General features: G+C 65.0%; 24 protein-coding genes. 7 read left to right on the top strand and 17 right to left on the bottom strand.

The genetic code is table 11. The features are described from left to right. Positions 1 to 136: 136 nt before the first annotated feature. The gene (locus FAZ95_RS10240) at positions 137 to 340 is read left to right on the top strand and encodes a DUF1289 domain-containing protein (protein WP_137332345.1); all 204 of its coding nucleotides are present in this window, start codon (positions 137 to 139) and stop codon (positions 338 to 340) included. Positions 341 to 506: 166 nt separating this feature from the next. Here FAZ95_RS10240 and FAZ95_RS10235 read toward each other — a convergent pair whose 3' ends face one another. From FAZ95_RS10235 to FAZ95_RS10220, 4 genes are all read right to left on the bottom strand, one after another. Beyond that, positions 507 to 1,139, bottom strand: a complete 633-nt coding sequence (locus tag FAZ95_RS10235) for an OmpW/AlkL family protein (protein ID WP_137332344.1) — start codon at positions 1,137 to 1,139, stop codon at positions 507 to 509. A gap of 137 nt (positions 1,140 to 1,276) precedes the next feature. Beyond that, positions 1,277 to 2,467: an NAD(P)H-dependent flavin oxidoreductase gene (locus FAZ95_RS10230; protein ID WP_137332343.1), complete on the bottom strand. Its 1,191-nt coding sequence runs from the start codon at positions 2,465 to 2,467 to the stop codon at positions 1,277 to 1,279. Positions 2,468 to 2,623: 156 nt separating this feature from the next. Then, positions 2,624 to 4,216, bottom strand: coding sequence for an ABC-F family ATPase (locus tag FAZ95_RS10225; RefSeq protein WP_137332342.1), 1,593 nt, complete (start codon positions 4,214 to 4,216; stop codon positions 2,624 to 2,626). Positions 4,217 to 4,429: 213 nt separating this feature from the next. After that, entirely contained in the window at positions 4,430 to 6,835 is a 2,406-nt protein-coding gene (locus FAZ95_RS10220) for an AsmA family protein (protein ID WP_137332341.1), read from the bottom strand. Between the two features lie 165 nt (positions 6,836 to 7,000). Between FAZ95_RS10220 and FAZ95_RS10215 the strand changes: the two genes are divergently transcribed. Together FAZ95_RS10215 and FAZ95_RS10210 are read left to right on the top strand one after the other, a co-directional pair. After that, on the top strand, positions 7,001 to 7,693 hold the full coding sequence (locus FAZ95_RS10215; RefSeq protein ID WP_137332340.1) for an ABC transporter ATP-binding protein: 693 nt from the start codon (positions 7,001 to 7,003) through the stop codon (positions 7,691 to 7,693). Continuing rightward, the gene (locus tag FAZ95_RS10210; RefSeq protein ID WP_137332339.1) at positions 7,690 to 8,499 is read left to right on the top strand and encodes an ABC transporter permease; all 810 of its coding nucleotides are present in this window, start codon (positions 7,690 to 7,692) and stop codon (positions 8,497 to 8,499) included. The genes FAZ95_RS10215 and FAZ95_RS10210 overlap by 4 nt, the downstream gene beginning before the upstream one ends. Before the next feature lie 22 nt (positions 8,500 to 8,521). Here the strand turns inward: FAZ95_RS10210 and FAZ95_RS10205 are convergent, their stop codons facing one another. Both FAZ95_RS10205 and FAZ95_RS10200 read right to left on the bottom strand, forming a co-directional pair. After that, complete coding sequence (locus tag FAZ95_RS10205; RefSeq protein WP_137332338.1) at positions 8,522 to 9,094, bottom strand: DUF6013 family protein; 573 nt, start codon at positions 9,092 to 9,094, stop codon at positions 8,522 to 8,524. 153 nt (positions 9,095 to 9,247) lie between these two features. Further along, positions 9,248 to 10,264 carry a zinc-binding alcohol dehydrogenase family protein gene (locus FAZ95_RS10200; protein WP_137332337.1) on the bottom strand — a complete coding sequence of 339 codons (1,017 nt, stop codon included), beginning with the start codon at positions 10,262 to 10,264 and terminating at the stop codon, positions 9,248 to 9,250. A 175-nt stretch (positions 10,265 to 10,439) separates the two neighbouring features. Here FAZ95_RS10200 and FAZ95_RS10195 point away from each other — a divergent pair, with 175 nt between their 5' ends. After that, a complete protein-coding gene (locus tag FAZ95_RS10195) occupies positions 10,440 to 11,402 on the top strand; it encodes a LysR family transcriptional regulator (protein ID WP_137332336.1) in 963 nt (320 codons plus the stop codon). 51 nt (positions 11,403 to 11,453) lie between these two features. Here the strand turns inward: FAZ95_RS10195 and FAZ95_RS10190 are convergent, their stop codons facing one another. Next, positions 11,454 to 12,698 carry a cytochrome P450 gene (locus FAZ95_RS10190; protein WP_137332335.1) on the bottom strand — a complete coding sequence of 415 codons (1,245 nt, stop codon included), beginning with the start codon at positions 12,696 to 12,698 and terminating at the stop codon, positions 11,454 to 11,456. Positions 12,699 to 12,782: 84 nt separating this feature from the next. Between FAZ95_RS10190 and serB the strand changes: the two genes are divergently transcribed. Continuing rightward, a complete protein-coding gene (serB, locus tag FAZ95_RS10185; protein WP_137332334.1) occupies positions 12,783 to 13,622 on the top strand; it encodes a phosphoserine phosphatase SerB in 840 nt (279 codons plus the stop codon). An 85-nt stretch (positions 13,623 to 13,707) separates the two neighbouring features. On the opposite strand, the gene FAZ95_RS10180 is transcribed toward serB, so the two are convergent. From FAZ95_RS10180 to rimO, 5 genes are all read right to left on the bottom strand, one after another. Next, a complete protein-coding gene (locus tag FAZ95_RS10180) occupies positions 13,708 to 14,895 on the bottom strand; it encodes a cystathionine beta-lyase (protein WP_137332333.1) in 1,188 nt (395 codons plus the stop codon). A gap of 41 nt (positions 14,896 to 14,936) precedes the next feature. Further along, positions 14,937 to 15,602: a hypothetical protein gene (locus FAZ95_RS40025; RefSeq protein WP_437437724.1), complete on the bottom strand. Its 666-nt coding sequence runs from the start codon at positions 15,600 to 15,602 to the stop codon at positions 14,937 to 14,939. Between the two features lie 126 nt (positions 15,603 to 15,728). Then, positions 15,729 to 16,913: a beta-ketothiolase BktB gene (gene bktB, locus FAZ95_RS10170; protein ID WP_137332332.1), complete on the bottom strand. Its 1,185-nt coding sequence runs from the start codon at positions 16,911 to 16,913 to the stop codon at positions 15,729 to 15,731. Between the two features lie 131 nt (positions 16,914 to 17,044). Beyond that, a complete protein-coding gene (locus FAZ95_RS10165) occupies positions 17,045 to 17,929 on the bottom strand; it encodes a sugar kinase (protein ID WP_437437737.1) in 885 nt (294 codons plus the stop codon). Positions 17,930 to 18,006: 77 nt separating this feature from the next. Next, positions 18,007 to 19,344, bottom strand: a complete 1,338-nt coding sequence (rimO, locus tag FAZ95_RS10160; protein ID WP_217497436.1) for a 30S ribosomal protein S12 methylthiotransferase RimO — start codon at positions 19,342 to 19,344, stop codon at positions 18,007 to 18,009. Between the two features lie 337 nt (positions 19,345 to 19,681). Here rimO and FAZ95_RS10155 point away from each other — a divergent pair, with 337 nt between their 5' ends. Beyond that, a complete protein-coding gene (locus FAZ95_RS10155) occupies positions 19,682 to 19,879 on the top strand; it encodes a hypothetical protein (protein WP_137332330.1) in 198 nt (65 codons plus the stop codon). Between the two features lie 122 nt (positions 19,880 to 20,001). Here the strand turns inward: FAZ95_RS10155 and FAZ95_RS10150 are convergent, their stop codons facing one another. From FAZ95_RS10150 to FAZ95_RS10135, 4 genes are all read right to left on the bottom strand, one after another. Continuing rightward, positions 20,002 to 20,958, bottom strand: coding sequence for a nucleotidyl transferase AbiEii/AbiGii toxin family protein (locus tag FAZ95_RS10150; RefSeq protein ID WP_137332329.1), 957 nt, complete (start codon positions 20,956 to 20,958; stop codon positions 20,002 to 20,004). Beyond that, positions 20,942 to 21,763, bottom strand: a complete 822-nt coding sequence (locus FAZ95_RS10145; RefSeq protein ID WP_137334496.1) for a type IV toxin-antitoxin system AbiEi family antitoxin domain-containing protein — start codon at positions 21,761 to 21,763, stop codon at positions 20,942 to 20,944. The genes FAZ95_RS10150 and FAZ95_RS10145 overlap by 17 nt, the downstream gene beginning before the upstream one ends. A 67-nt stretch (positions 21,764 to 21,830) precedes the next feature. Beyond that, positions 21,831 to 22,124 carry a hypothetical protein gene (locus tag FAZ95_RS10140; RefSeq protein WP_254699867.1) on the bottom strand — a complete coding sequence of 98 codons (294 nt, stop codon included), beginning with the start codon at positions 22,122 to 22,124 and terminating at the stop codon, positions 21,831 to 21,833. Between the two features lie 12 nt (positions 22,125 to 22,136). Further along, complete coding sequence (locus FAZ95_RS10135; RefSeq protein WP_137334495.1) at positions 22,137 to 23,042, bottom strand: SDR family NAD(P)-dependent oxidoreductase; 906 nt, start codon at positions 23,040 to 23,042, stop codon at positions 22,137 to 22,139. A 279-nt stretch (positions 23,043 to 23,321) separates the two neighbouring features. On the opposite strand from FAZ95_RS10135, the gene FAZ95_RS10130 reads away from it, so the two are divergent. Beyond that, positions 23,322 to 24,224, top strand: coding sequence for a LysR family transcriptional regulator (locus tag FAZ95_RS10130; protein WP_137332328.1), 903 nt, complete (start codon positions 23,322 to 23,324; stop codon positions 24,222 to 24,224). Positions 24,225 to 24,271: 47 nt separating this feature from the next. Here FAZ95_RS10130 and FAZ95_RS10125 read toward each other — a convergent pair whose 3' ends face one another. Beyond that, positions 24,272 to 25,429, bottom strand: a complete 1,158-nt coding sequence (locus tag FAZ95_RS10125; protein ID WP_137332327.1) for an acyl-CoA dehydrogenase family protein — start codon at positions 25,427 to 25,429, stop codon at positions 24,272 to 24,274. Positions 25,430 to 25,446 lie beyond the last annotated feature (17 nt).

Below are 25,446 nucleotides of genomic sequence, written 5' to 3'. Positions count from 1 at the left end.
CCGGGCGTGAGACGGACGCCGGGCGCCATGAAATAGGCTCGATACCTTCGGTTCGCTTTCATCGCCGCCGGACGCTGCCGCGCATGCGTTAACATGGCGATCTTCCCGGTCTCCGGTCTCGAATGAAAGGTCCTCGATGCCATCCAACCTCCATGCCCTACCCGACAGCCCGTGCATCGGCGTCTGCTCGACGCTCTTCGACGAAGTCTGCAAGGGGTGCGGGCGCACCGCCGCCGAAGTGTCGAATTGGGTTTTCCTGAGCGACGAAGAAAAGCGCGCGGTGTGGGAGCGCATCGAGCGCGAAGGCACGGCCATGCGGTTTCAGTACGACAAGCTCTGAAACCCGGCGCCGAAAAACGAAGCCCCGCGCATCGGCTCTCGATGGCCAATGAGCGGGGCTTTCCTATTGCGGGCACCGTGTGTCGCGAAGGCGTCGAATTTCGATGCCTTCGCGACGCGTGACAGATGATGGGGTCTCCTCTGCGCCCGGTGTCGCTACGCTTCGTCTAGAACTTCATGCCGACGCCAACGCCGACGATCACCGGATCGATATGCAGCGTGCCGAGGTTCGTGTCTCCGAGCGTCGCATTGGTGCGCATCCAGATCTTCTTGACGTCCAGATTGACGAACAGGTTCTTTGCGACCTGGACGTCGACACCGGCCTGCAGTGCCGGGCCGAAGCTGCTGCGCGTCACTTGAATGCCTTGATCGCCGACGTGGAGCCCGTCGTTATAGAAGTACGTGTAGTTCACGCCCGCACCGAGATACGGACGAATCTTGCCCGCATGGTTGAAGTGATATTGCAGCAGGAGCGTCGGCGGCAGCACGTTCACGCCGCCTAGATTGCCGAGCGCCGTCGAGGTCAACTGATGCCGCGAGGTGGCGAGAATCAGCTCGATGCCGATCGCATCGCGAATCATGTAGGTGAAGTCGAGTTCGGGAACGATCGCGTTGTTCACTTCGACGCCGAGCCCTTCCATGGCGTCGCTCTTGCTGATGTTCGGCTGAATACTGATCCCGCGCACTCGCGCGAGGATATCGCCCTGATAGATGCCGTCGCCATTCGACGCGGCATTGGCGATCGCCGGCGCTGCGACGACACAGGCTGCGCACAACGCCGCGCGTAACCACTTGTTCATGACTTCTTCTCCGTTGTCGTATTGAGATCGGGTCAATTTTCCTGACAGAACGGAGTGGTCACGTTGATTTCGGTCAAGGGCGAAATGATGCGTCACGCGCGCATTGACCTCGATCAATCCGACCTGACGAGCTCGACTTAGCTCAGTGCGTATGCGCAACGGTTTTCGACGGCCGGCCGCGCAACACCAGTCATTAGCAGTTCCAATAGATCGTGCACGCTGCGAATCGCGCGGCCGAACGGCAACGCCTCGCGTCCGCGGAAGAACAGACCGTTGTTGACGTCGCCGCGCAGCGCCGCCGCGAGGCGCGTATCGATGCAGAAGTGGCCGAACTTCTCGATCCCGTCGCGCAAGCCGCACACCGACAGACATTCGAGCGCGGTCGGACACGCGTTCTTGACCAAGCCGATCTTGTTGCGGATGCGCGCCTCGTTGCGCAGATAGCGATCGAGCCACGGCGTCCTCACCGCGCGCGCCGGCAGGCCGGTCACGCTCACGAATTCGACGATGTCCTCGGGGGTCGCGTCGGCGAGCACGCGCTTGAAGTTCGGGTGTGCGTCGCCCTCCTGCGTCACGGCGAACGGCGTGCCGAGCTGCACGCCGTTCGCGCCTGCCGCGAGGCACGCGCGCACCGCTTCATGGCTGTTGATGCCGCCGGCGACGATGAGCGGAATGTCCGCGCGCGAAAGACCGAGCGATTCGATCGTCTGCGTCGTCTCTTCGATCACGCGCGCGAAACCGAAGCGCGCGTCGTTCATGTCGGCGAGATCGGTCACCCCAAGGTGGCCGCCCGCCAATGCCGGATGCTCGATCACGATGGCGTCGGGCAAGCGGTTCTTCTTCATCCACTTCTTGAGCACGAGCGCGATGCCTCGGCTGTCCGACAGGATCGGGATCAGCGCAATCTCGTGTCCCTGCGTCAGATCGGGCAGATCGAGCGGCAGGCCCGCGCCCATCACGATCGCGTCGGCGCCATGCTCGCAGGCGGTGCGGACGTAATCCGCGTGAGCGCGCACGGCCTTCATCACGTTGACGGCAATCATGCCGCGCTCTTCGGCCAGTGCCTTCGCCGCGCGAATCTCGCGCTCGAGCGCAATCAGGTTCGCTTGCTCGAGCGTCTCGCGATCGGGCTTGGCCTTGCACATCTCGATGAGGTCCGAGTGATGATGGCGCAAGTCGATGCTGGCAATCGTACCGAGCGCGCCTTCACGCGCGACGCTGCCCGCCAGACGATGCGCGGACACGCCGACGCCCATGCCCCCCTGCACGATGGGCAGCAGCGTACGGCCACGAATCTTGAGCGGGGGAAACGAAGAATTGGAGATCATCGATGGCCTCATATTCATATAGCGATGTAAAGGCCAGATGATCGGGGTTCATGCGGGGCACATTTTGCGCGAGATCAAGAAAAACGGCGCTTGCGAACTTTCGCAAGCGCCGTTTTGATTTGCGTCAGGGACGTCGAATTCAGGCGAGAACCAAAATTACTGCACCCCCTGGCTCGCCAGGAAATCCTCGTAGTTCCCACCGAAGTCATACAACGTCCCGTCCGTCCGCACTTCAATGATCCGGTTCGCCAACCCGCTCACGAACTCGCGGTCGTGCGACACGAAGATCAGCGTGCCGTCGTACTTATCGAGCGCGATCTGCAGCGACTCGATCGATTCCATGTCCATGTGGTTGGTCGGCTCGTCCATCAACAGCACGTTGTGGCGGCCGAGCATCAGCTTGCCCCAGATCATGCGGCCCTTCTCTCCGCCCGAGAGCACCTTGACCGATTTCTTGATGTCGTCGGCGTTGAACAGCAAGCGGCCCAGCGTGCCGCGCACCATCTGCTCGTCGTCGCCGTCCTTGCGGTAATCGTCGATCCAGTCGGTGAGCGTGACGTCCTTCGGAAATTCTTCGTAGGTGTCTTGCGGCATGTAGCCGACGTTCGCGTTTTCCGCCCACTTGACCGTGCCGCCGTCCACCGCCACGCCGCCCTGCAGCGAACGCAGCAACGTGGTCTTGCCCGCGCCGTTCTCGCCGATGATCGCGATGCGCTCGCCCGGCTGCACGCTGATGCTGAAGTTCTTGAAGATCGTGCGGTCGTACTGCTTCGTGATGTCTTCGGCGACCACCGCGATGTTGTGCAGCTTCTTCTCGTACTCGAAGCGGATGAACGGGTTCTGCCGCGACGACGGCTTGAATTCCTCGATCTTGATCTTGTCGATCATCTTGAGTCGGCTCGTGGCCTGGCGGGCCTTCGACTTGTTCGCCGAGAAGCGGCGCACGAAGTCCTGCAGGTCGGCGACACGTTCCTTCGCCTTCGCGTTCGCGGCGGCTTGGCGCTCGCGGGCCTGGGTCGACGCGAGCATGTAGTCGTCGTAGTTGCCCGGGTAGACCTTCAGCGTGCCGTAATCCATGTCCGCCATGTGCGTGCAGACCTGGTTCAGGAAGTGACGATCGTGCGAGATGATGATCATCGTCGAGTTGTACTGGTTGAGCACGTCTTCCAGCCAACGGATCGAGTTGATGTCGAGGTTGTTGGTCGGCTCGTCGAGCAGCAGCACGTCGGGGTTCGAGAACAGCGCCTGGGCGAGCAGCACGCGCAGCTTCCAGCCAGGCGCGACGTTGCTCATCGGGCCGTTGTGATCTTCGATGCGGATGCCGATGCCGAGCAGCAGTTCGCCCGCGCGCGCTTCGGCCGTGTAGCCGCCGTATTCGGCGAACTTCGCTTCGAGCTCGGCGGCGTGCATGTAGTCGTCGTCGGTGGCCTCGGGGTTCGCGTAGATCGCGTCACGCTCGGCCATCGCGGCCCACATCTCGGCGTGGCCCATCATCACGACGTCGAGCACGCGCACGTCTTCGTAGGCGAACTGGTCCTGGCGCAATTTACCCAAGCGGACATTCGGCTCGAGCATCACGTTGCCCGAGCTCGGCTCGAGGTCGCTGCCCAGGATCTTCATGAAGGTCGACTTGCCGCAGCCGTTCGCACCGATCAGGCCGTAGCGGTTCCCTCCCCCGAATTTGACCGAGATATTCTCGAAGAGGGGCTTAGGCCCGAATTGCATGGTGATATTGGCAGTAGACAGCACGGCGCGTCCCTTTGAATGATAGATCGGCGAAAAACCGGGTATTTTAGCAAGCTTTTGGCGCGAACGGGCGCCACGGCCGCTGCCGGGCCGGCCACGCGTCTGTCAATTTGGCGACCCGATGAGGCAAGCGCGTGACGGCGGCGGCAAGGGCGTCAGCTTCGGCTTCGGCACCTTTCGCCCGCCAATTACCCGCTACGTGAAGCGGCGCGCGCGTCAGCTTCCCTTGTACTGGGCGGCTTCGGCCGGGCTCAGCGGTTCCGCACCCGCTGCAGGGGGAGCCTTGCGCGCGACGCCCGGCGCGCCCTGCGCCGCAGCTGCGCCCGCATGCGCGCCGGAACCCGCGAGCGGCGGCTTGCTCGCCTCTTTTTTGCCGGGCGGCGGCGCGCTCGGCGCTTGCTTCATCTGCGAGAGCAAGTCGCTGCAAGGCAGCGGCTGGTTGTTGCTCGGCGCGATCAGCGGGATCAGCGCCGCGAACGGGTTGATGAGACCGAGCCCGACCATCGCCCCCGCGCGCAGCGCGAGCGCGCCCGCGTCCACGCCCACGTGCGGATCGTTGAAGGTCCCCTTCACGTAGAGCGGCGAGCGCAGCGTGAAGACGCGAAAGCCCTTCGTGTGCGGATGGATGCCCAGATCCATTGACTCGTCGCGCAGGTCGACATGGCCATCGATATTGATGACGGCGTCTTCGGTATCGAGCGCGAACACACGCGAATCGAGCACGCCGTCGGTCGCGACGAAATCGGCCGCCGCGCAGTTGATCTTCACGTCCTGGGTGCCGAACATCTTCTCGTAGACGACATTGGCGACGTTGAGCCCCGCCGCCTCCATGAGAAACCGGCTGATCGTGCCCTGAGTCACCACCGCCTTCACTTCGCCGTTGGACGTCGCGGCCAGCGCCGCCGGCGAGTTGCCGGTGGCCGACAGGGCCGCGTCGCCGTTGATCTCGCCGAGCGCCGATTGCATCGTCTTCACGCTTGGGAACAGCTGCTTGAGCTTCAGGTGTCGCGCGGAAGTCGTAAAGCGTCCTTTGAGGGGCGCCGCGCTGCCGTCGAGATGGATGGTCGAGGACAACGTGCCGCCCGCCACGCCGAAATCGAGCGGCTCGAGCGACAGCACGCCGTCTTGCATCACGACGTGCGTATACAGGTCGGTGATCGGCAGATCCGCGTTCTTGACGATGCGCTTGCCGGTGAACTTCACGTCGGCGTCGATCGCCTTCCAGCGGTCGGTCTGGAACGGCTCCGCGGGCAGCACGCGGCCGGCCGGCTGCTTCGCGGTGTCGCCGCGCTCGGCCTTGCTCGAGCGGGTGTCGGCGCCGATGATCGGCGCGAGATCCGAGAATTGCAGCACGTTCGAGACCAGCTCGCCCGACAGCATCGGCCGGGGCTCGCGGCCCGTGTACGTGATCGTGCCGTTGATGTCGCTGCCGCCCACGCGCCCCGTGAAGTTCTCGTACGTGAATTCGTTGCCGCCCGCCTTGAAGCCGCCGATGAGGCGTCCGTCGGTCGCATAGGGCGGCGTCTGCGGCAGCGTGATGCCGGTGATCGCATACAGATGCGAGAGGCTCACGCCCGCCAGCCAGAGCCGCAGGTCGAGCGCGGCGAGGTGCGACGGGTCGGTCAGCGTGCCGACGAGCGCGAGATGCGTGTCGCCGATGCGCACCTCCGCTTGCAGCGGGAACGGCCGGTCGCCGCCCTGCAGCGCGAGCACGCTGCCGAGCTTGCCGGAGCCCGAGATCGCCGTGCCCTCGTAGGCGCCCTTCGCGGTCCAGCCGAGCGCGTACGTGAGCGCGGGCTTTGCGTTGGCGGCAGCGCCGGATGCCACAGGGGCGATTGCGCCGGAACCCGCAGTCGCCTCGGATGCACTTGACGCCGCCTGCGCGGCCGCCACAGCGCTCGCCTGCGCCGCCAACTGCTGCGCGCCGCGCTGACCGACCGCCTGCGCCGACGCCGTCCGCGACGACGCTTCCTGTTCCTTCAACACGTCCCCGAGCGGCACGGCCTGCCCGAGCGTATCGATGCCGATCTGCATGTCGACCTGGCTCTGCGCGTCCGACACGGCAACGCTGCCCTTGGCGAACGCGAGGTTGCGCAACTGCAAGGTCCACGTGCTCGGCCCGCCGGATGACGCGAGCTTGAAGGTCCAGTTGTTGCGCCCGTCCGCGAGCCGTTCGACGTCAATCGACGGATTCACGAGATCGATCGACGGAATCACGATCGCATGCGCGAGGAGCGGCAGCACTTCGACTTCGAAGCCGATCTGATCGAGGGTCGCGAAGTGCGGCGACTTGGCCCAGTCCGGGTTGCCGACCGTGATGTTCTGCGCGGTGAAGCGTGGCCACGGCACCCAGCCGCGCCAGCCCGTCTCGCTCGCCGGACGCTGCCAGCCGATGCGCAAGTCGCCGTTGATCGCGAACGGCCGACCGATGGCCTGCGTGACCTTGTCGTCGATCCATGGACGCGCGCGATTCCAGTCGAACGTCAACGCGAAAACCACCGTCGCAGCAACGAGAACGGCAGCGATCGCGAGCAGCCATGCGACGATCTTGCCAAGGATTCGCGCAACGCTGCGCGGGACAATTGCGGCGCTTGTGCCGTCTTCTTTGTTTTCTGAGGACATGAGCGGATTGGGGCTCGATTGACGCCCATCTCAATTTGGGTTCACATGCAGAGCCGCAGCAAGCGTGCCCGGCCAAGGGCGCTTATTATGACGCACTGCCGCAACGAAAACGGCCGTTACGGCCTCCACTCCGGCTGCCATTCATCAAGACTCCCCACCCCATCCATGACGCCTCCTGCTCTCGTCGAAGCACACGGCATCGTCCGGCGCGATCCGCAGCGCGGACAAACCCTGCTCGCGCCAACCGACTTCGCGCTTTACGCCGGCGAGCGCGTCGCGATCAACGGGCCGTCCGGCTCGGGCAAAAGCGTGTTCCTGCGCGCGCTCGCGCTCCTCGATCCGCTCGCGGCAGGCTATATCGCGTGGCATGGCAAGCGTATCGAGCGCGCAGCGATTCCACGCTACCGGCGCAGCGTCGCCTATATCCGTCAGCGGCCGGCGATGCTCGACGGCACGGTCGAAGACAACTTGCGCTATCCGTACACGCTCGCCGCCTATCGCGACGCGCGCTTCGATCGCGCGCGTGCCGCGACGCTCGCCACGAAGGCCGGCCGCGCCGCCGACTTCCTCGACAAGCGGGCCAGCGAGCTGTCGGGCGGCGAAGCGCAGATCGCGGCGCTGATCCGCGTGCTGCAGCTGGAGCCCGAGGTGCTGCTGCTCGACGAGCCGACCGCGTCGCTCGACCCGCAAGCGTCGCTCGAGATCGAACGGCTCGTCACCCGTTGGTTCGATGCCGCTCGCGACGCGCGCGCCTACCTCTGGGTCTCGCACGATCCGGCGCAGGCCGAGCGCATGTGCGAGCGCGCGCTGTCGATGCGCGCGGGCCAGCTTGGCGCGCTGCCGGAGGCCGTGCGATGAACAACGTGCTGCAGGACCTGAGTCTTTGGAATGTCGCGATCGCGGCGCTGTTGATTGTCGTGAACGGCGCGGTGTCGGTCGCGCTGTCGCTGGACCTCGGGCGCAAGCTCGCGTGGGCCGCCGTGCGCACCGTCGTGCAGCTCCTCGCGATCGGCTATGTGCTCAGCTGGGTGTTCGCGAATGCGCGCTGGTATGTCGTGCTGCCGCTGATGGCGCTGATGACGATCATCGCCGGCTTCGCAGGCTCGCAGCGCGGCGCGCGCACCTACCGCGGCCAGCTCGCGGACAGCATCACGTCGATCTGGATCAGCTCCTGGCTCGTTGCCGCGGTCGGGCTTTTCGTCGTGATCCGCATCCATCCGTGGTACGAGCCGCAGTACGCGATTCCGATTCTCGGCATGGTGCTCGGCAACACGCTCACGGGGGTGTCGCTCGGCATCGAGCGGATGACGGAGGAATTGACGGCGCGGCGCGACCGCGTCGACATGGCGCTCGCACTAGGCGCGACGCGCTGGGAAGCCGCGCAGGGGCCCGCGAAGCAGGCCGTGCGCGCGGGCATGATTCCGACGTTGAATCAGATGGCCGTGGTCGGCGTCGTGAGCCTGCCGGGGATGATGACCGGCCAAGTGCTCGCCGGGCAGTCGCCGCTGCAGGCAGTGAGATACCAGATCGTGATCATGTTCCTGATCGCGGCGTCATCGGCGCTCGGCACGGTGGGCGCCGTGCTGCTCACCTACCGGCGGCTCTTTTCGCCGGAGCACCGGTTTCTGGCGTCGCGGCTCGTCGAGCGCAGCGCGCGGCGCTAGCGCGCTGCGCGCTCCTTCACGCTCAGCGCTTGGCGGACACCGCCACCTGCGAGCCGTCGCTCAAAGTCAGCGTCTTCACGCTGCCGTTGGTCGGCATCGTGAAGCGCACAATCTGCGCGAGGGACACGCTCTTTGGGCATTGAATCTGTTTGCCGCTTGCCTTGACGGTGGTCGTGCCGTGCGGCGTCTGCGCCTGGAAGCTCAACTGCACCGTCGCCGTGCCGTCTGGCGCGACGACGGGCGCGAAGCGAATCTGCGTTTGCCGGATCATCGCGCCGTTCGCATCGAGCGGCAGCGACGCGTAGTCCGGGCAATCCTGGAGCGCCGCGACGGGACCGCCAGGCGGCACGGTCTTCCAGTTGAAGTCGTCGGTCTGGCCGGAGCTGATCGTGCGCGTCTCCTGCGAGTTGCCGAATTGCTTGGACGTGACCTTGACGGTGTACTGGATCGGCCCGTCGAACGGCACTTGCGACGTGACGGTGATCGGGGGCGCCGCGTAGGCGGCTGCGGCGAACATTCCCGCGGCCAGGGCGGCAACGACGACAGCAGTGGAACGGGAAGCGGAGACGGCGAAAGGTTTGCGGCGACGGCTCATGCTGTGACCTCCTCGTTGTGCGGCCCCGCGACACGCGACGCGGGCCGCGCGAGCCGGATGCATGATGCCCTTAAAGTCTAACGCCAACCGGGCCTTGCCGCGCCGGTTGGCGATCGGGTATTACCCCGCTTGCGGTTATGTCAAAACCCGGTGTCAAAACCCGCTCAGCACCAGCTTGCCGATCGCGCGCCCTTCTTCGAGCATTTGATGCGCGCGCCGGACATTTTCTGCGTTGATCGCGCCGAGATTCTTGCCGACCGTCGTGCGCAGCGCGCCCGCATCGACGAGCCGCGCGACTTCGGTCAGGAGCTTGTGCTGCTCGATCATGTCGGGCGTGCCGAACATCGAGCGCGTAAACATGAATTCCCAGTGAAACGCCGCGCTCTTCGTTTTCAGCAGATCCACCGCGATCGGCTTGTCGTTCTCGACGATCGTGCAAATGCCGCCCTGCGCGCGGATCGCCTGCGCCGCGGCGGGAAAATGCCTGTCGGTGTCGTTGAAGATCAGCACGTAGTCGACCTCGGCGAAGCCCGCTTCCTTCAATTGCGCGGGGATATCGCCGAAGTGGTCGACGATGTGATCGGCGCCGAGTTCACGCGCCCATTTCGCCGATTCGGGGCGCGAGGCCGTCGCGATCACAGTGAGCTTCGCCAGCTGCTTGGCGAGCTGAATGCCGATCGAGCCGACGCCGCCCGCGCCGCCAACGATCAACACCGACTTGCCCGCATCCGCGCCCTGCGGCGACACGCGCAGCCGGTCGAACAGCGCTTCCCACGCGGTAATCGCGGTCAGCGGCAGCGCGGCGGCCTGTGCGAAATCGAGCGACGCCGGCTTGCGGCCGACGATGCGCTCGTCGACGAGGTGGTATTCGCTGTTCGCGCCGGGCCGCGTGATGCTGCCCGCGTAGAACACCGGATCGCCCGCCTTAAACAGCGTGACGTCGGGGCCGACCGCCTCGACGATACCGGCGGCGTCCCAGCCGAGCACGCGCGGCGCGGGCTCGACGGTGTCCTTCGGCGAGCGCACTTTGTAATCGACCGGATTGACCGAGATCGCTTCGATTTTGACGAGCAGATCGCGGCCGGTCGGCTGCGGCTTGTCGATCTCGACGTCGATGAGGGCTTCCGGATGGTCGATCGGCAGATAACGGTAAAGGCCAACGGCTTTCATGGCGGCTCCTAATGGGTTTTCGGTTTGCTATCGATGGAAGTGATGATCTCGGCAACTCGTCCCCGCGCTTGCTTCGTTGCAGGGCGCGGCGAGCTGCATTGACTGCATCGTAGGGCGACCCGCCATCTGAGAAAACCGTCATAATCACTGAAACATTTTCTTGAATTTCCGAAGAATGGAAACGCCCTCGCTTCCCCCCGGCTCGGCAGGGGCCGGCAGCCGCCTCGATTTGCTCGACGTCGCGCTGTTCCTGCGCGCGGCTTTACTCGCCAACGTGTCCGCGGCGGGGCGGGAATTCGGCTTGTCCGCGGCGGTCGCGAGCGCCCGGCTCGCCAATCTCGAGCGGCTGCTCGGCGCGCGCCTGCTGCACCGGACCACGCGCCGCGTGAGCCTCACGCAGGAAGGCGAGGCATTCATCAAGCACGCGCAAGCGCTGCTCGACGCGGCCGATGCCGCGCGCGCGTCGGTCGGCCACGCGCGCGACGAGCCCCAGGGACGGCTTCGCGTCTCGATGACGTCGTCGTTCGGGCGCCAGCACGTCTCGCCCGTCATCCCCGAATTCCTGCGGCGCTATCCGGGCGTCTCGGTCGATTTACGGATGTCGGACCGGATCGTCGATCTCGTCGACGAAGGCGTCGACGTGGCGATCCGCATCGGCGCGCTCAAGGATTCGTCGCTCGTCGCGCGCAAGCTCGCGGTGAACCGGCGCGTGATCTGCTGCGCGCCCGCGTATTTGGAAGCGCATGGCGTCCCGCATCATCCGGAGGAACTCGCGCGGCACGAATGCATGGTGCTGTCGGGCCAGCGCGATTGGTCGTTCGTGACGCCGGCGGGACCGGTCAGCGTGCGCGTCGGCGGGCGGCTCGCCACTGACAACGGCGAGGTGATCCGCGACGCCCTGCTCGCCGGTTTCGGCATTGCCATCAAATCGACGTGGGACGTGGCCGGCCATCTGGCTAGCGGCAAGCTCGTAACGGTGCTCGACGGCTACCCGCTGGCGGAAACGGTGGCGATCTGGGCGGTCTACCCGACGCGCGCGTTCGTGCCGACCAAGACGACGGCGTTTATCGATTTTCTGGCCGCGCATTTCGGCGATCCGCCGTATTGGGATTTGCCGAGCGCGCACCCAACCGCATAGCGGCTTACGGCGAAAATCCGCGAAACGCCACGACAGTCAGCGACGACAGCGTCAACGCACCTCGCACTGCACCGCCGTGTACCCGCGAAAGCGCGCGCGTCCGCCTCGCACCGGCTCGCCTTCGATCCGATACTCAGGAAAGCGCTCGACGAAGCGCCCGATCGCGATACGCGCCTCGAGCCTCGCGAGCGACAGCCCCGCGCATTGATGAATGCCGAACCCGAACGCGAGATGGCGATTCGGCGCGCGGCGAAGCGAGAAACGCTCGGGCGCATCGAACTGCTCGGGATCGCGATTCGCCGCGCCGATGCAGAGCGTGATCAGCGTGCCGCGCGCGACCGTCACGTCACCGAGTGCCGTATCGGCAGTCGCGATCCGGTTGCCGAGCTGGTTGGAACTTTCGAAGCGCAAGCACTCTTCGACCGCGGATTCGATCAGCCCAGGCTCGCGCACCAGCAACGCTCGCTCGTCAGGCCATTGCGCGAGTGTCACGAGCCCGTTGCCGATCAGATTGGTCGTCGTCTCATGCCCCGCGTTGAGGATGAAGACGCAGTTCTGCAACAGCTCTGTCTCCGACAATCGTTCCCCGTCCACCTCGCCGACGATGAGACGCGTCAGCACATCGTGCTGCGGGTCGCCGGGCGCGCGGCGGCGGCGCGCCACCAGGTCCTTCAGATAGTCGACGAACTCGGTCACCGCGCGGTTGCCGCGTTCGAGCTGCGCGGCGCTCGGCGCCGGTTCGAGCGCGCCGAGGATGGCGAGCGACCAGTCGCGAAGCGGCGCGCGTTCGTCGTGCGGCACCGCGAGCAGATTGCCGATGATCTCCACGGGAATCGCGGCAGCGAAGTCCGAGATCAGATCCAAGGCGCCGCGCTCGGCCGCCCGGTCGAGCAAACCGTCAACGAGCCGCTCGAGATCGGGCTCCATAGCCGCGATCGCGCGCGCCGTCAGCGCGCCGGCGATCAGCTTGCGCACGCGCGTATGCAGCGGCGGATCGTTGAAAACGAGGCTGGTCGTGTGATGTTCGTAGAGCGGCGAGTCGCCGTACTTCGGCTTGAACTCGACGGTTTTGTCGGAGCTGAACGTCTTCGGGTCGCGGTAGACCGCCTGCACATCGCGGTAACGCGTGAGAAATAGCGAGCCGTCGGGCATGCGCTTGATGGGCTCGAAGGTGCGCAACGCGTCGTAGACGGGATACGGATCGGCGTAGAACGCCGCGTTCAGACGACGCAAATCGAAATCGCGCGCCAGTTCGCTGGCATGGCCGGACGCCGGCACTTGGGGTTCGGGACACATCGGCGGTCTCCGCAGTACACCGACCCGCTACAATAGCCGGATTTTCCACGCGCCGCTCGCGCCCTCCGCTCCCACGCGCCTCCCATGAATCTCGTCATCCAAAGCCCCGCGCCCTTAGCCGCCGCCCACGTCAAACCGCTCGTCGCGCTCGCGCGAGGCGCCGGATCCACGTCCATCGACGACTTCGCCATTCGCATCGAAGGCGCCGACCCGGCCCAGCGCGGAGACCTCGAAGTCTATTGCGGCACGCACGCGCTCGATTACGCGTTCGTCGAGCCGGGCAAGACGCTGAGCGATTTCGGGCTCGTCGCGATGGACATGGATTCGACGCTCATCACGATCGAGTGCATCGACGAGATCGCCGATTTTTGCGGATTGAAAGCCGAAGTCGCCGCGATCACGGAAGCCTCGATGCGCGGCGAGATCAAGGATTTCAACGAGAGCCTGACGCGGCGCGTGGCGCTCTTGAAGGGGCTCGACGCGAGCGCGCTGGAACGCGTTTATGACGAGCGGCTGCAGCTGTCGCCGGGCGCCGAGGCGATGCTGGCCGGCGCGAAGGCCGCGGGCTTGCGCACGCTGCTGGTGTCGGGCGGCTTCACGTTCTTCACCGAGAAGCTCAAAGCGCGCCTCAACCTCGACTTCACGAACGCAAACACGCTCGAGATCGTCGACGGCAAGCTGACCGGGAACGTGCTCGGCGAGATCGTCAATGCCGACGTCAAGGCGCGCACGCTGCGCGAGACCTGCGCGAAGCTCGGCATCGCGCCGACGCAAGCGATCGTGATGGGCGACGGCTCGAACGACTTGAAGATGATGGACGAAGGCGGCTTGTCGGTCGCGTTCCGCGCGAAGCCCGTCGTGCGGGCAGCGGCGAGCGTCGCGTTCAATTACGTCGGGCTCGACGGGTTGTTGCGGCTCTTTTGAACGTCAAGCGGGGCGTGCCTGGCCAGGACACGCCCCGTCTCGTCACCCCGATTCGAAGCCGCTGCGCAGCAGCGGCCTGCTGTCGTCAGACCAGCGCAGTAGCCATCGCCCGCTCGATATCCGCGCGCAAATCCGCCTCCTCTTCCAGCCCGACATAGAACCGCACCAGCGTGCCGCGGTGCGGCCACGCCGACGCCGTGCGCATCGACGCGATGTCGTAAGGCATCGCGAGGCTGTGCGCGCCCCCCCAGCTCCAGCCGATGGCGAACAACTCCAGTGCCTCGACGAACGCGTCGACTTGCGTTGCGCTGTAGCGCGCGTCGAACACGACCGAGAACAATCCGCCCGCGCCGCTGAAATCGCGCTTGAACGATTCGTGCCCCGGGCAATCCTGAAAAGCAGGATGCAGCACCGCCGCGATCTCGGGCCGCGTCTTCAGCCACTGCGCGAGCGCGAGCGCGCTGCGGTCGTGCGCTTCGAAACGCGCCTTCATGCTCGGCAGGCTGCGCAGCACGAGCGAGCAATCGTCGACCGACACGCCGGTCCCCATGCGCATGCGCGCGCGCTTGAGCTTCAGGTGCAGTTCATCGTCGACGGTGATCGTCGCGCCCATCAACACGTCGCTGCCGCCCGACTGGTATTTCGTCAGCGCTTGCACCGAGATGTCGACGCCGTGCTCGAACGGACGGAACGCGAGGCCCGCCGAGTAGGTGTTGTCGATCGCGGTCACGACGTTGCGCGCGCGCGCCGCCGCGACGATCGCGGGCACGTCGGGCACTTCCATCGTCACCGAGCCCGGCGCCTCGATCCAGATCAGACGCGTGTTCGGACGAATCAGATCGGCGATCCCCGCGCCGATCAGCGGATCGTAATAGCGCGCGGTGATGCCGAAGTCGCGCGCGAGCCAATCGCCGTGCTCGCGATTCGGCGAGTAGACGTTATCGGGAATCAGAACGTCGTCGCCCGCTTTCACGATGCCGAAATAGACATTCGAAATCGCCCCCAAACCCGACGGCTGCAACAGCGCATGCTTGCCGCCCTCCAGCGCCGCGAGCCGTTGCGCGAGCGCGAGCGAAGTCGGCGTCGCGTGCAAGCCGTAGCGCCACTGCGCGTCGTTGCGCCAGTCGAGTTCGCGCATCGTCGCGAGATCGGGGAAGACGACCGTCGACGCACGCTCCACCGGCGTCGAAAACGACGCAAAACCGGGGGTCAGCGAGACTTCGGGATGAACGATGCGGGTTTGCAGTCCGCGTTTGGAAGTGGGCTCGGTCATGATGTGTCGGAAGAGGATGTCGGTAGTTGACGGCTGCTGCGTCAATCGCCGATGGATAAATTGTTCACGCCGCCGACTGCGCGCGGATTGGCCGACCCAGGCGTTGCATTGACGGGCGGCTGGGTGGTCGACGGCGCAGGCACGGCAGCCGCGCCAACCGACGGCTTGACGACAGCCGCAGGCGTCTGCGCCGCACCGGCCGGATGCAAATCGAACGGCTGCGGATCGGAATCGTCGACGTTCATCCGATCGCCCTGCACCGAGCCGTCCGGCCCGAACTTGCCGACCCAATTGCCCGTGATGTGCGTGCCGTCGTTCGACTCTTCGACTTCGAGCGTGTCGCCATCGCGATCGCCCGCGATCAGGATGACTTCGCCCGTATCCGCGAACTGATATTCACCGTGCACACCCGACGGGTCATCGGTCTTCGGCCCGAGCCGCAGCACGATCCGGCGCGAGCCGAGCGTGCCCGCATAGCTCGGGAATTTCGCGAACTCGGGGCTCGGCTTGAGCGGCAAGGGCGTCGCGGGCGGAGCGGCGAGCGCCTTCACCGGGTCGCTCACCGCCGCGTTTTGAGCCGCGTCTTGCGCCGGGATCTGCGCGCACGCGCTGCACGCGAGCAACAAGGCCATGGCGCCGCACGAGGCGAGCCGCTGCAGCGCGAGCGAACGATTCACGGTCCCCGTGGCGCACTGTGTTGCAGACATCTTCGATCCTTGCATCCGTTCCATCCTTTTCCTGCCAATTCATCCAACCCTCGGGCGGAGGCGGCTCATCGCGGCGCTAGCAATGACGCCACCTGTACCGCCCCGCCCAAGCAAGGCGAGCCTGATTCAAATCCGCTCGAAAATCGCGGCGATGCCCTGCCCGCCGCCGATGCACATCGTCACGAGCGCATAGCGTCCGCCGACGCGCTGCAACTCGTACAGCGCCTTGACGGTGATGAGCGCGCCGGTGGCGCCGATCGGGTGGCCGAGCGAGATGCCCGAGCCGTTCGGGTTGACCTTCGCCGGATCGAGCCCCAGCTCATGGGTCACGGCGCACGCCTGCGCGGCGAACGCCTCGTTCGCTTCGATCACGTCGAGGTCGGCGGCGGTGATGCCCGCGCGCTCCAGCGCCTTGCGCGTGGCCGGCACAGGGCCGATGCCCATGTAGGCCGGGTCCACGCCCGCGTGCGCATAGGCGACGAGCCGTGCCAGCGGCTTCACGCCGCGGGTTTCGGCGACGCGCCGCTCCATCAGCACGACGGCCGCGGCGGCATCGTTGATGCCGGACGCATTGCCGGCCGTCACCGTGCCGTTTTCCTTGGCGAACACCGGCTTGAGCTTCGAGAAGTCGTCGGCGGTTGCGTTCAAACGCACGTGCTCATCGGTATCGAAACTCACCTCGCCCTTCTTCGACGCGATCGCGACCGGCAGGATCTGCTCCTTGAACCGGCCCGCTTCGATCGCGCGCGCCGCGCGGTGGTGGGATTCGAGCGCGAGCGCGTCTTGCGCGTCGCGCGTGATGCCGTACTTCTGCGCGACATTTTCAGCGGTCACGCCCATATGAATCGACTGGAACGGGTCGTGCAGCGCGCCGAGCATCATGTCGATGATGCGTGCGTCGCCCATGCGCTGACCGAAACGTGCCGCAGGCGCGATATACGGCGCGCGGCTCATGCTCTCCGCACCGCCGCCGATTGCGATATCCGCGTCGCCGAGCAGCACGCTCTGCGCCGCCGACACGATCGCCTGCAGCCCGGAGCCGCACAGCCGGTTCACGGTCAGCGCCGGCGCGTGCTGCGTGACGCCGCCGTTGAGTGCCGCGACGCGCGCGAGGTACATGTCCTTCGGTTCGGTCTGGATCACGTTGCCGAACACCACGTGGCCCACGTCGTCCCCGTTCACGTGCGCGCGCGCCAGTGCCTCGCGCACGACGCGTGCGCCGAGATCCGTCGGTGAAAAATCCTTGAGGCTGCCGCCGAAATCGCCGATCGCGGTCCGCACGCCGCTTGCCACCACCACTTCACGTTGCATCGCTGTGTCTCCTGGTCTCTCGGTTATGAATCGGATGAACCTTCGGGCTGCCGGTCGTGGCCAGCCTCACCGCCCTTCGGGGCAATTCGCGTCCGTCGCGTGCCACGCGGCGGCGGCGCGTCGAGTCACGTTCACTCGGCCAGCATTCGCTCGACCGCTGCGCGATCGGGAACCGGCGCAACCGCGCCGAAGCCTTGCGTCGACAAGGCCGCGGCCACGTTCGCGTAACGCGCGGCCGCAAATGGATCATCGCCCGCGACGATCCGCGCGATGAACGCGCCGCCGAAGCAATCGCCCGCGCCCGTCGCGTCGACGGCATTGACGACGAGCCCGGGCACGACGCGCCGCTCGTCGGGCGTCGCGATATAGGCACCGTCCTTGCCGAGCTTGAGCGCGACGACTCGCGGCCCCCGCGCGAGCAGGAAATCGACGATATCGTCGCGCCCGGCGAGTCCGGTGAGCGCCGTGACGTCGTCCCAGCTCGGCAGACAGATATCGGTTTGCCGGATCGCTTCGAGCATCACCGCGCGCGCCCGGGCGAGCGGCCAGAGCTTCAAGCGCAGATTGGTATCGAAGCTCACCCGCACGTCGTTGGCGCGGGCATGCTCCATGGCCGCGAGCGCGGCATCGCAAGCGTTGACGCCGATCGCGAGGCTGATGCCGGACAAGTGAATGACTTTCGCGGCGGCGATCGCATCGAGAGGCAGATCGTGCGGCGCGTAGCGGCTGGCGGCCGAGCCGGCACGCAGATAGTCGAACCGGTGCCCGTCGGCCCCGTGCGAGACGAAATAGACACCGGTCGGCGCATGCGCATCGACGCGCACCGTCGACGTATCGACGCCCTCGCGCTGCCACAGCTCGACCAGCAATTGCCCGAAATGATCGTCGCCGACGGCGGACACAAAGCCTGTGCGCGCCCCTTGGCGCGCGGCGGCGATGCAGAAATTCGACGTGTCGCCGCCAAAGCCTTGCAGATAATCGGGCCGCCCCGGCGACGACTGATTGAACTCCACCATCGCCTCGCCCAGCGCGAGGATCTCGGGCGGCGTGGTCGACGCCAGCGGCGCCGCCGACGGCTGCACGGGGCTCACTGTCAGACCTCGCCCCAGAGATCGTGGCCGTCGGCGCCGGTGATCTTCACCGAAACGAAGTCGCCGACCTTGTAGCGCTTCGACGCCTTCGCCGCCGGCGCCACATAGACGACACCGTCGATCTCCGGCGCATCGGCCGCGGTACGGCCGATGCCGCCGTCGGCATTCACTTCGTCGACGAGCACCTTGAGCGTCTTGCCGACCTTGCGCATCATGCGCTTGGCCGACACCTCCTCGGCGACTTCCATGAAGCGCGCACGGCGCTCCTCGCGGACTTCGTCGGGCAGCGCGCCGTCGAGCTCGTTCGCGCTCGCGCCTTCGACCGGCGAATACGCAAAGCAACCGACGCGATCCAGTTCGGCCTCGCGGATGAAGTCGAGGAGCGTCTCGAACTGCGCCTCCGTCTCACCCGGGAAGCCCGCGATGAAGGTGCTGCGGATCGTCAGATCCGGACAAATCTCGCGCCACGCCTGGACGCGCTCGAGCGTCTTCTCGGCGTTGGCCGGGCGCTTCATGCGCTTGAGCACGTCGGGGTGCGCGTGCTGGAACGGCACGTCGAGGTACGGCAGCACATGGCCCTTGAACGGACCCTCGGCCATCATCGGAATGATTTCGTCGACGTGCGGATACGGATACACATAGTGGAGCCGCACCCACGCGCCGTATTGCGCCGCCAGCTCGCCGAGCGCGCCCACGAGCTCGGTCATCCGCGTCTTGAGCGGGCGGCCGTTCCAGAAGCCGGTGCGGAATTTGACGTCGACGCCATAGGCGCTCGTATCCTGCGAGATCACGAGCAGTTCCTTGACGCCGGACTTGAACAGGTTTTCCGCCTCGAGCATGACTTCCGCGACCGGACGCGAAACGAGATCGCCGCGCATCGACGGGATGATGCAGAACGTGCAGCGATGGTTGCAGCCTTCGGAGATCTTGAGATACGCGTAGTGGCGCGGCGTGAGCTTGATGCCGGCCGGCGGCACGAGATCGACGAACGGATCGTGGGGCTTGGGCAGATGGCTGTGCACGGCCTGCATCACCTCGCCGACTGCGTGCGGCCCGGTCACGGCGAGCACCTTCGGATGCACTTCTTCGATCAGCCCCGAGCCGCTCGCGCTCTTTTTCGCGCCGAGGCAGCCGGTGACGATCACCTTACCGTTCTCGGTCAGCGCCTCGCCGATCGCATCGAGACTTTCCTGGACCGCTTCGTCGATGAAGCCGCAGGTGTTGACGACGACGAGATCGGCGCCGTCATAGGTGCCCGAGATTTCGTAGCCTTCGGCACGCAGTTGCGTGATGATCTGCTCGGAATCGACGAGGGCTTTCGGGCAGCCGAGGGAGACCATACCGATTCGCGGACCTTGGCTCGCCTTAGCTTTTGATTCTGAAGGATTTTTCACTGAAACATCCGAATGTGGGGTAGAAACGGCCCCGTAGGAAACGAAGCCGTTGTTTGGCGGCATTTTACCCGTTCGTATCCACGTCAATGCCAAGAAGCATCATCTCGACTGAGAGGGCGACTCCCCCTACGTATCGGCGCGGCCATGCGCCGAGGCCGACCTACCCAATGGGACGAGATCCCGCAGCCCCCTATGCGATACCGCACCCTGGACCCAAGAAAATCGAATCACATTTCGCCGACAATATTGGAGGTATCCATCCCTCAAAACAGGAGCACGGCACATGAGCCGAATCGTTGAACTGTCCCTAGGCGACCAAATCTATGTCGCCGAATTTCATGTCGTTGACGGCCTAATGACTGTTTACACCGATGCTGGCGGCACGAAGTCGACCAGCGTCAACGGCATGAATGAGCTAAAACTCGCTCGCCTGTTGTTAGGCCACCTCGTACGCGAAGGCAAAGCCAATCCGACTTCATGAAAGGCATAGCTCGCCTTTGATGTCCGAACTTTATCAATTTCTACCGGCGCTGCGCCTGCATCGTCGTCAACACTCGTGATCAGCCTGGTTCATTTGGTTTAAGTGGTCGCATCGTTTCGGTCTCAACTTAATGATCTGGCGCCGGCAATCCGCGCCAGCGTTTCTTCCAGCAGACCCCGATCCGCCGCACGCTTCGCGTCGGTACGCCGGGCCAGGTTTTGCAGCTTGTGCCGAACGGCCGGCAATTCAGCCGCATGCGGAAATCCGATCAGATCGAAGTCCGGCCGCTCATCCTCTATGGATCGCAGGAACGCGCACGACGGCTCATCCAGCCACCCGGCCACCCGAGACAATAGGCGCTCATGGATGTCCAGCAGGACTTGGGATTCGACAGGTTCAGCCGTCATACCCCTGAAGTGCGCCTCGAAGGTCGCGGCGAAATCCGCAGGCACACGGGGCGCCAGCATTTCCCACGCAGGCTTGGGGCTGCAAGTCAGGTAGACGAGAAAAGTCCGCCAGAGCACCTGATCCGCCCGCTCGTCTTCCAACAACAAGCCGACATCGAAAAGATCGCGCGGATGCTGTCTCGACAATGCAGCAGCCAGCTTGCCGGCATAGAGGTCGGCGAAGTCCAATACCCGTGCAGAGGCGAAGCCGAACGCCTCCTCGACCCTCGGGCACACCACCATGTTCCGCGCGGGATGAACCGTGCCGCGCATCACCGGCGTCGTCTCGATCTGCACGCGCGCACGACCACGACTGGCCACCAGCCGCGTAACGCTCGCGCCCTCGCCTGCCGATAATTGCACCTGAAGTTGCAAAGGCCGGGCACTCAGCGCATCAGCCAGCCGCCCAAGCGCTTCAGCAATGAGCCTTGCATCCTCGGCATAGTCATGCACCGGCAACCAAGCCAGATCAATATCCACCGACAACCGGGGCAGGTCGTGCTCGAACAAGTTGATCGCCGTGCCGCCTTTGAGCGCGAAGCGAGGCTCTTGCGCCAGGACTGGCAGAATTTCAACCAGCAGCCGTACCCGGTCGGTGTAGCGCCGATCCCAATGATCAAGCCAGGTGTTCATCGAGGTCTCCCGGCAAGGTGATCTGGTAGGTCGGATGCAAGCGGCCGCCAGGCACCAGCGCGCGCTTCCCCCGCCCTAGATTGACGCCATCTAACGGCACGTGCGACAGCCAGGCATGCCGATGGCGCTCGGCCAGCGCCAGGAACAGCCGTTTGGCCTTGATGCTGTGGCAATGGCGCAGCAACAGGCCGACCCGCTGCGGCCGCAGCGTGGTCATGGCCTGCATCAGTGCATCCACCTCGTAAATCAAGGCAGCGTTCGAGACGTCATCGCAGAGCTCCAGCACGGCCCGTTCCGGCGTGGAACAAACTAAGGTATCGGCGCCGGGGGCAGCCTGGTACCACGCCAGCCCCTGTTCGGACAGCGCCATCGCGGACACCTCCACCGTGAACGATGCCGGCGGCCAATCGAACGGCCCCTTGCCCAGATACTCGACGCGCTGCGCCAAGGGCAGCTTGTAAAGCCAAGCTGGTGGCCGCTCTACCCCATACAAGGTGATCGTGCCGGCATCGCCCAGACGCAGGTAGTGCTCGTGCCCCTGCAGGCTTAGTGCAAAGCGGCCTCCCACGTGCAGCGGCATGCCCTCGCCGACTTGTAGACTGCGAACCACGCCCTCCCACTGCAGGCGCCCACCCTTGCGCATGTAGACTCCGCGCGTCGGCGACACCAGCCAGCCGCTGCGCACATAGCGTGCGACCAGGCTGTTGGAGTAGCCATGAACCCGCAGCCAGCGACTCGACACCAGGCTCGTGTCGCCCAGTTCGGCCAACAGCAGGTTTAATTTTCCTGCATTTTGATCACCCATAGTGAACAAAATACACTTTCCGCAAACTTCCGCCAAGTCGCTGTGGTTTGATCAGGAAGAAAAAAGATCACCCATAGTGATCTTTTTCTTGGAAAGATAAACCAGGCATAGCCCAAGCTGCACCCGGTGCAAGGAAGCCATCATGGGGCTCAACGCCAGAACCTTTGGATATCTCCCATTCGGTGTATTGGGCATCCGGGGCGAAAGCCGTCGCGATCTTTTCGATGGCGAGATCCGTTTCCAGCTGTCGATCGCTCAAATCTTCAGCGCTGCGATGATGTCGATCGGCAATCTCTCGCCGCATTGCGTCGACATCCGAAAATCCACTCTCATCTCGCTGAATAAGGCCGATGCTCAGCAATATGACGATTCATCACACCGGTTCCCAGCTGAATACGTCGGCGGACACGTCGAGCGTGTGGAACGAATTGCGCAACGCCGGCATCGCATGCTCGGCGATCGTCTCCGGCGTCCAGCCCTCGCCGCGGTGCACCGAACGCACCGGGCGCGGCTGGCTCATCAGAAAGATTTCGTTGTTGCGTACCGCGAAGATCTGGCCCGTCACGCCCGCAGCCTGCTCGCTTGCGAGATAGACCGCGAGCGGCGCGATCTTCGCGGGCGTCATCTGTTTGATCTTCGCAACGCGGGCTTCCTGTTCCGGAGAATCGATCTTGATCGAGTTGATCATGCGGCTCCACGCGAACGGCGCGATACAGTTCGAACGGACACCGAATTTTTCCAGGTCGAGCGCAATCGATTTCGAGAGGCCCGCGATGCCGAGCTTCGCCGCGCTGTAGTTCGCCTGCGCGAGATTACCGATCAGGCCGGAGGCGGACGTCATATGCACGAACGCGCCGCTGCGCTGCTCCTTGAAGTGATCGGCTGCGGCCCGGGAAACATAGTACGAGCCGTAGAGGTGGACCTTCAGCACGGCGTCCCACTCCTCCTCGCTCATCTTGTGGAAAAAGCGGTCGCGCAGGATGCCCGCGTTGTTCACCACGCAATCGACGCGGCCGAACACATCCAGCGCGATCTGCACAATGCGCGCGGCGCCTACCGGGTCGGCCACGCTGTCGGTGCTGGCGATGGCCAGGCCGTCTAACGCCTCGATCTCGTTCGCCACGGCCTGCGCGGGACCGCCGTTGTGCCCCTCGCCGGAGAGCGAAGCGCCCACGTCGTTCACCACGACCTTCGCGCCGTGGCGCGCCATCATCAGGGCGATGTCGCGGCCAATGCCGCCGCCCGATCCCGTCACCACCACCACCTTGCCGTCCAGCATTCGTTGCGTCGTCACCGTTCTCGCTCCTTCAGCCCGCGTTACGCCGGGCGCTCATTCAATTTGAATCGTCGTGTGGCAGGTCGCGCCGTTCGAGTTGCAGCATGACGCATCGGCAAAGGTTGCACAATTTAGATATGCAGAACGTCTGCTTCGGCCAGGATTAACTCGTACTATCGCCGATGGCGCGCCTGGCGCTGCAGCACAATAATGCTCAGCTGCACGTCCCGTCGATTAGGCAAGGACGCGAGCAGCCAACAAAGGAGACAGGCAGGCCAACCCATGCATTTCGATCTCGTCGACCTGAAGCTCTTCACTCACGTAGCCGAGGCGAGCAGTCTCACGCGCGGCGCGGAACGCGCGCACCTTTCGCTGCCCGCGGCGAGCACGCGGATCAAGAATCTCGAGGAACAGGTGGGCGTGAAGCTCTTGAGCCGCACGAGCCAGGGCGTGACGCTCACCGGGCCTGGGGAGACGCTGCTCGTGCACGCGCGGCGCGTGCTCAAGCAGCTGGAGCAGTTGAGCGGCGACCTGCAGGAGTACACGCAGGGCGTAAAAGGCCATGTGCGCGTGTTTGCGAACACCACGGCAATGAGCGAGTTCCTGCCCGCCGTCTTGCGCACCTATCTCATCAGCCATCCCGACGTCTACGTGGACATTCACGAGCGTCTATCGCCCGACATCGTGCGTGCGGTTCAGGATGGCACGATCGACATCGGCATCGCGGCCGGCAATGTGCGCACCGAGGGCCTGCAGGTGCTGCCATACCGGCGCGACCGGCTCGTGCTCGCCACCGCGCTCAGCCATCCGCTCGCACAGGCGAGCGAAATCGCCTTTGCCGATACGCTCGACTACGACTTCATCGGGCCGCCCGATGAAAGCGCGATTTTCTCGTTTCTGAAGCGCGCCTCTTCGGATCTGCAGCGCACGATACGGTGGCGCATCCAGATCGGCAATTTCGAGGCCGCGTGCCGCATGATCGAGGCGAACATCGGCATCGGCGTGCTGCCCGAGGGTACGGCGCGCCGCCATGCGCAAACCATGTCGCTCAAAGTCGTGCCGCTCACCGACGAGTGGGCCGTGCGCAAGCTGCAGATCTGCCTGATCGACCGCGACGCGCTGCCGCTCTTCGCATGCAAGCTCGTCGACCTGCTCGTGGCCGACGGCATCGGCCAGCTCGAATAACACGAAAGTCGCCAAGCGGCGCGCAACATGCGCGCCGCCCTTCGACCTTAACGCCCGCCCGCCGCGCGAATCATGTTGCGCGCGATGACGATCTGCTGGATCTGGCTCGTGCCTTCGTAGATGCGGAAAACGCGCACGTCTCGATAGAAGCGCTCGATTCCGTACTCGGACATATAGCCTGCCCCGCCCAAGATCTGCACCGCGCGGTCCGCCACGCGGCCGCACATCTCCGACGCGAACAGCTTCGCGCATGCGGCCTCGGTGCTTACGTTCCTGCCTTCGTCGCGGCGGCGCGCCGCGTCGAGCACCATGCAGCGCGCCGCATAGAGCTCGGTCTGGCTGTCGGCGAGCATGGCCTGCACGAGCTGGAATTCGGCGATCTTCTCGCCGAACTGCTCGCGCTCCATCGCATAGCGCAGCGCGTCGTCGAGCATGCGCTGCGCCGCGCCCACGCAGATCGCCGCGATATGGATGCGCCCCTTGTCGAGCACTTTCATCGCCGTCTTGAAGCCCACGCCCTCCTTGCCGCCGATGATATTCCGAGCCGGCACCAGCACGTCCTCGAAGATGACGTCGCAGGTATGCGCGCCGCGCTGGCCCATCTTTTTGTCGCGCTTGCCAAAGCTGATGCCGGGCGTCTTCGCGTCGACGATGAACGAGGTGATGCCGCCCGCGCGCGGCACGTCGGGATTGGTGCGCGCCATGAGCGTGAACATGCCGGCCTGCGGCGCATTCGTGATGAAGCGCTTTGTGCCGTTCACGATATAGTGGTCGCCGCGGCGTTCCGCCCGCGTTTTGATCGAAACCGCGTCCGAGCCCGCGCCCGGTTCCGTGAGCGCAAAGCTCGCAATGATCTCGCCACTCGCGAGCTTCGGTAGCCACTTCGCCTTCTGCTCCGCGGTGCCGTCGATCACAATGCCCTGCGAGCCGATGCCGACCGTCGTGCCGATGACCGAGCGAAACGCGGGTGAGGTCTTGCCGAGCTCGAACATCACGAGGACTTCTTCTTCCATGGTGAGATCGAGCCCCCCATATTGCTCCGGGATGGTCAGGCCGAAGAGGCCCATCGCCTTCATGTCGTCGACGATATCGGCTGGAACCTCATCGGCTTCCGCCACGCGCTCCTCGTTCGGCACGAGACGCTCGCGCACGAAGCGAGCGACGTTGTCGAGCAGGACGCTCATCGTTTCCTGGTCGCGAATCATCGTGTATGCCCTGTTAT

Source organism: Trinickia violacea (assembly GCF_005280735.1).
GTDB classification, from domain to species: domain Bacteria; phylum Pseudomonadota; class Gammaproteobacteria; order Burkholderiales; family Burkholderiaceae; genus Trinickia_A; species Trinickia_A violacea.
Note: the sequence above shows the minus strand (reverse complement) of the source record. Positions and strands in the feature narration are given on the sequence as shown.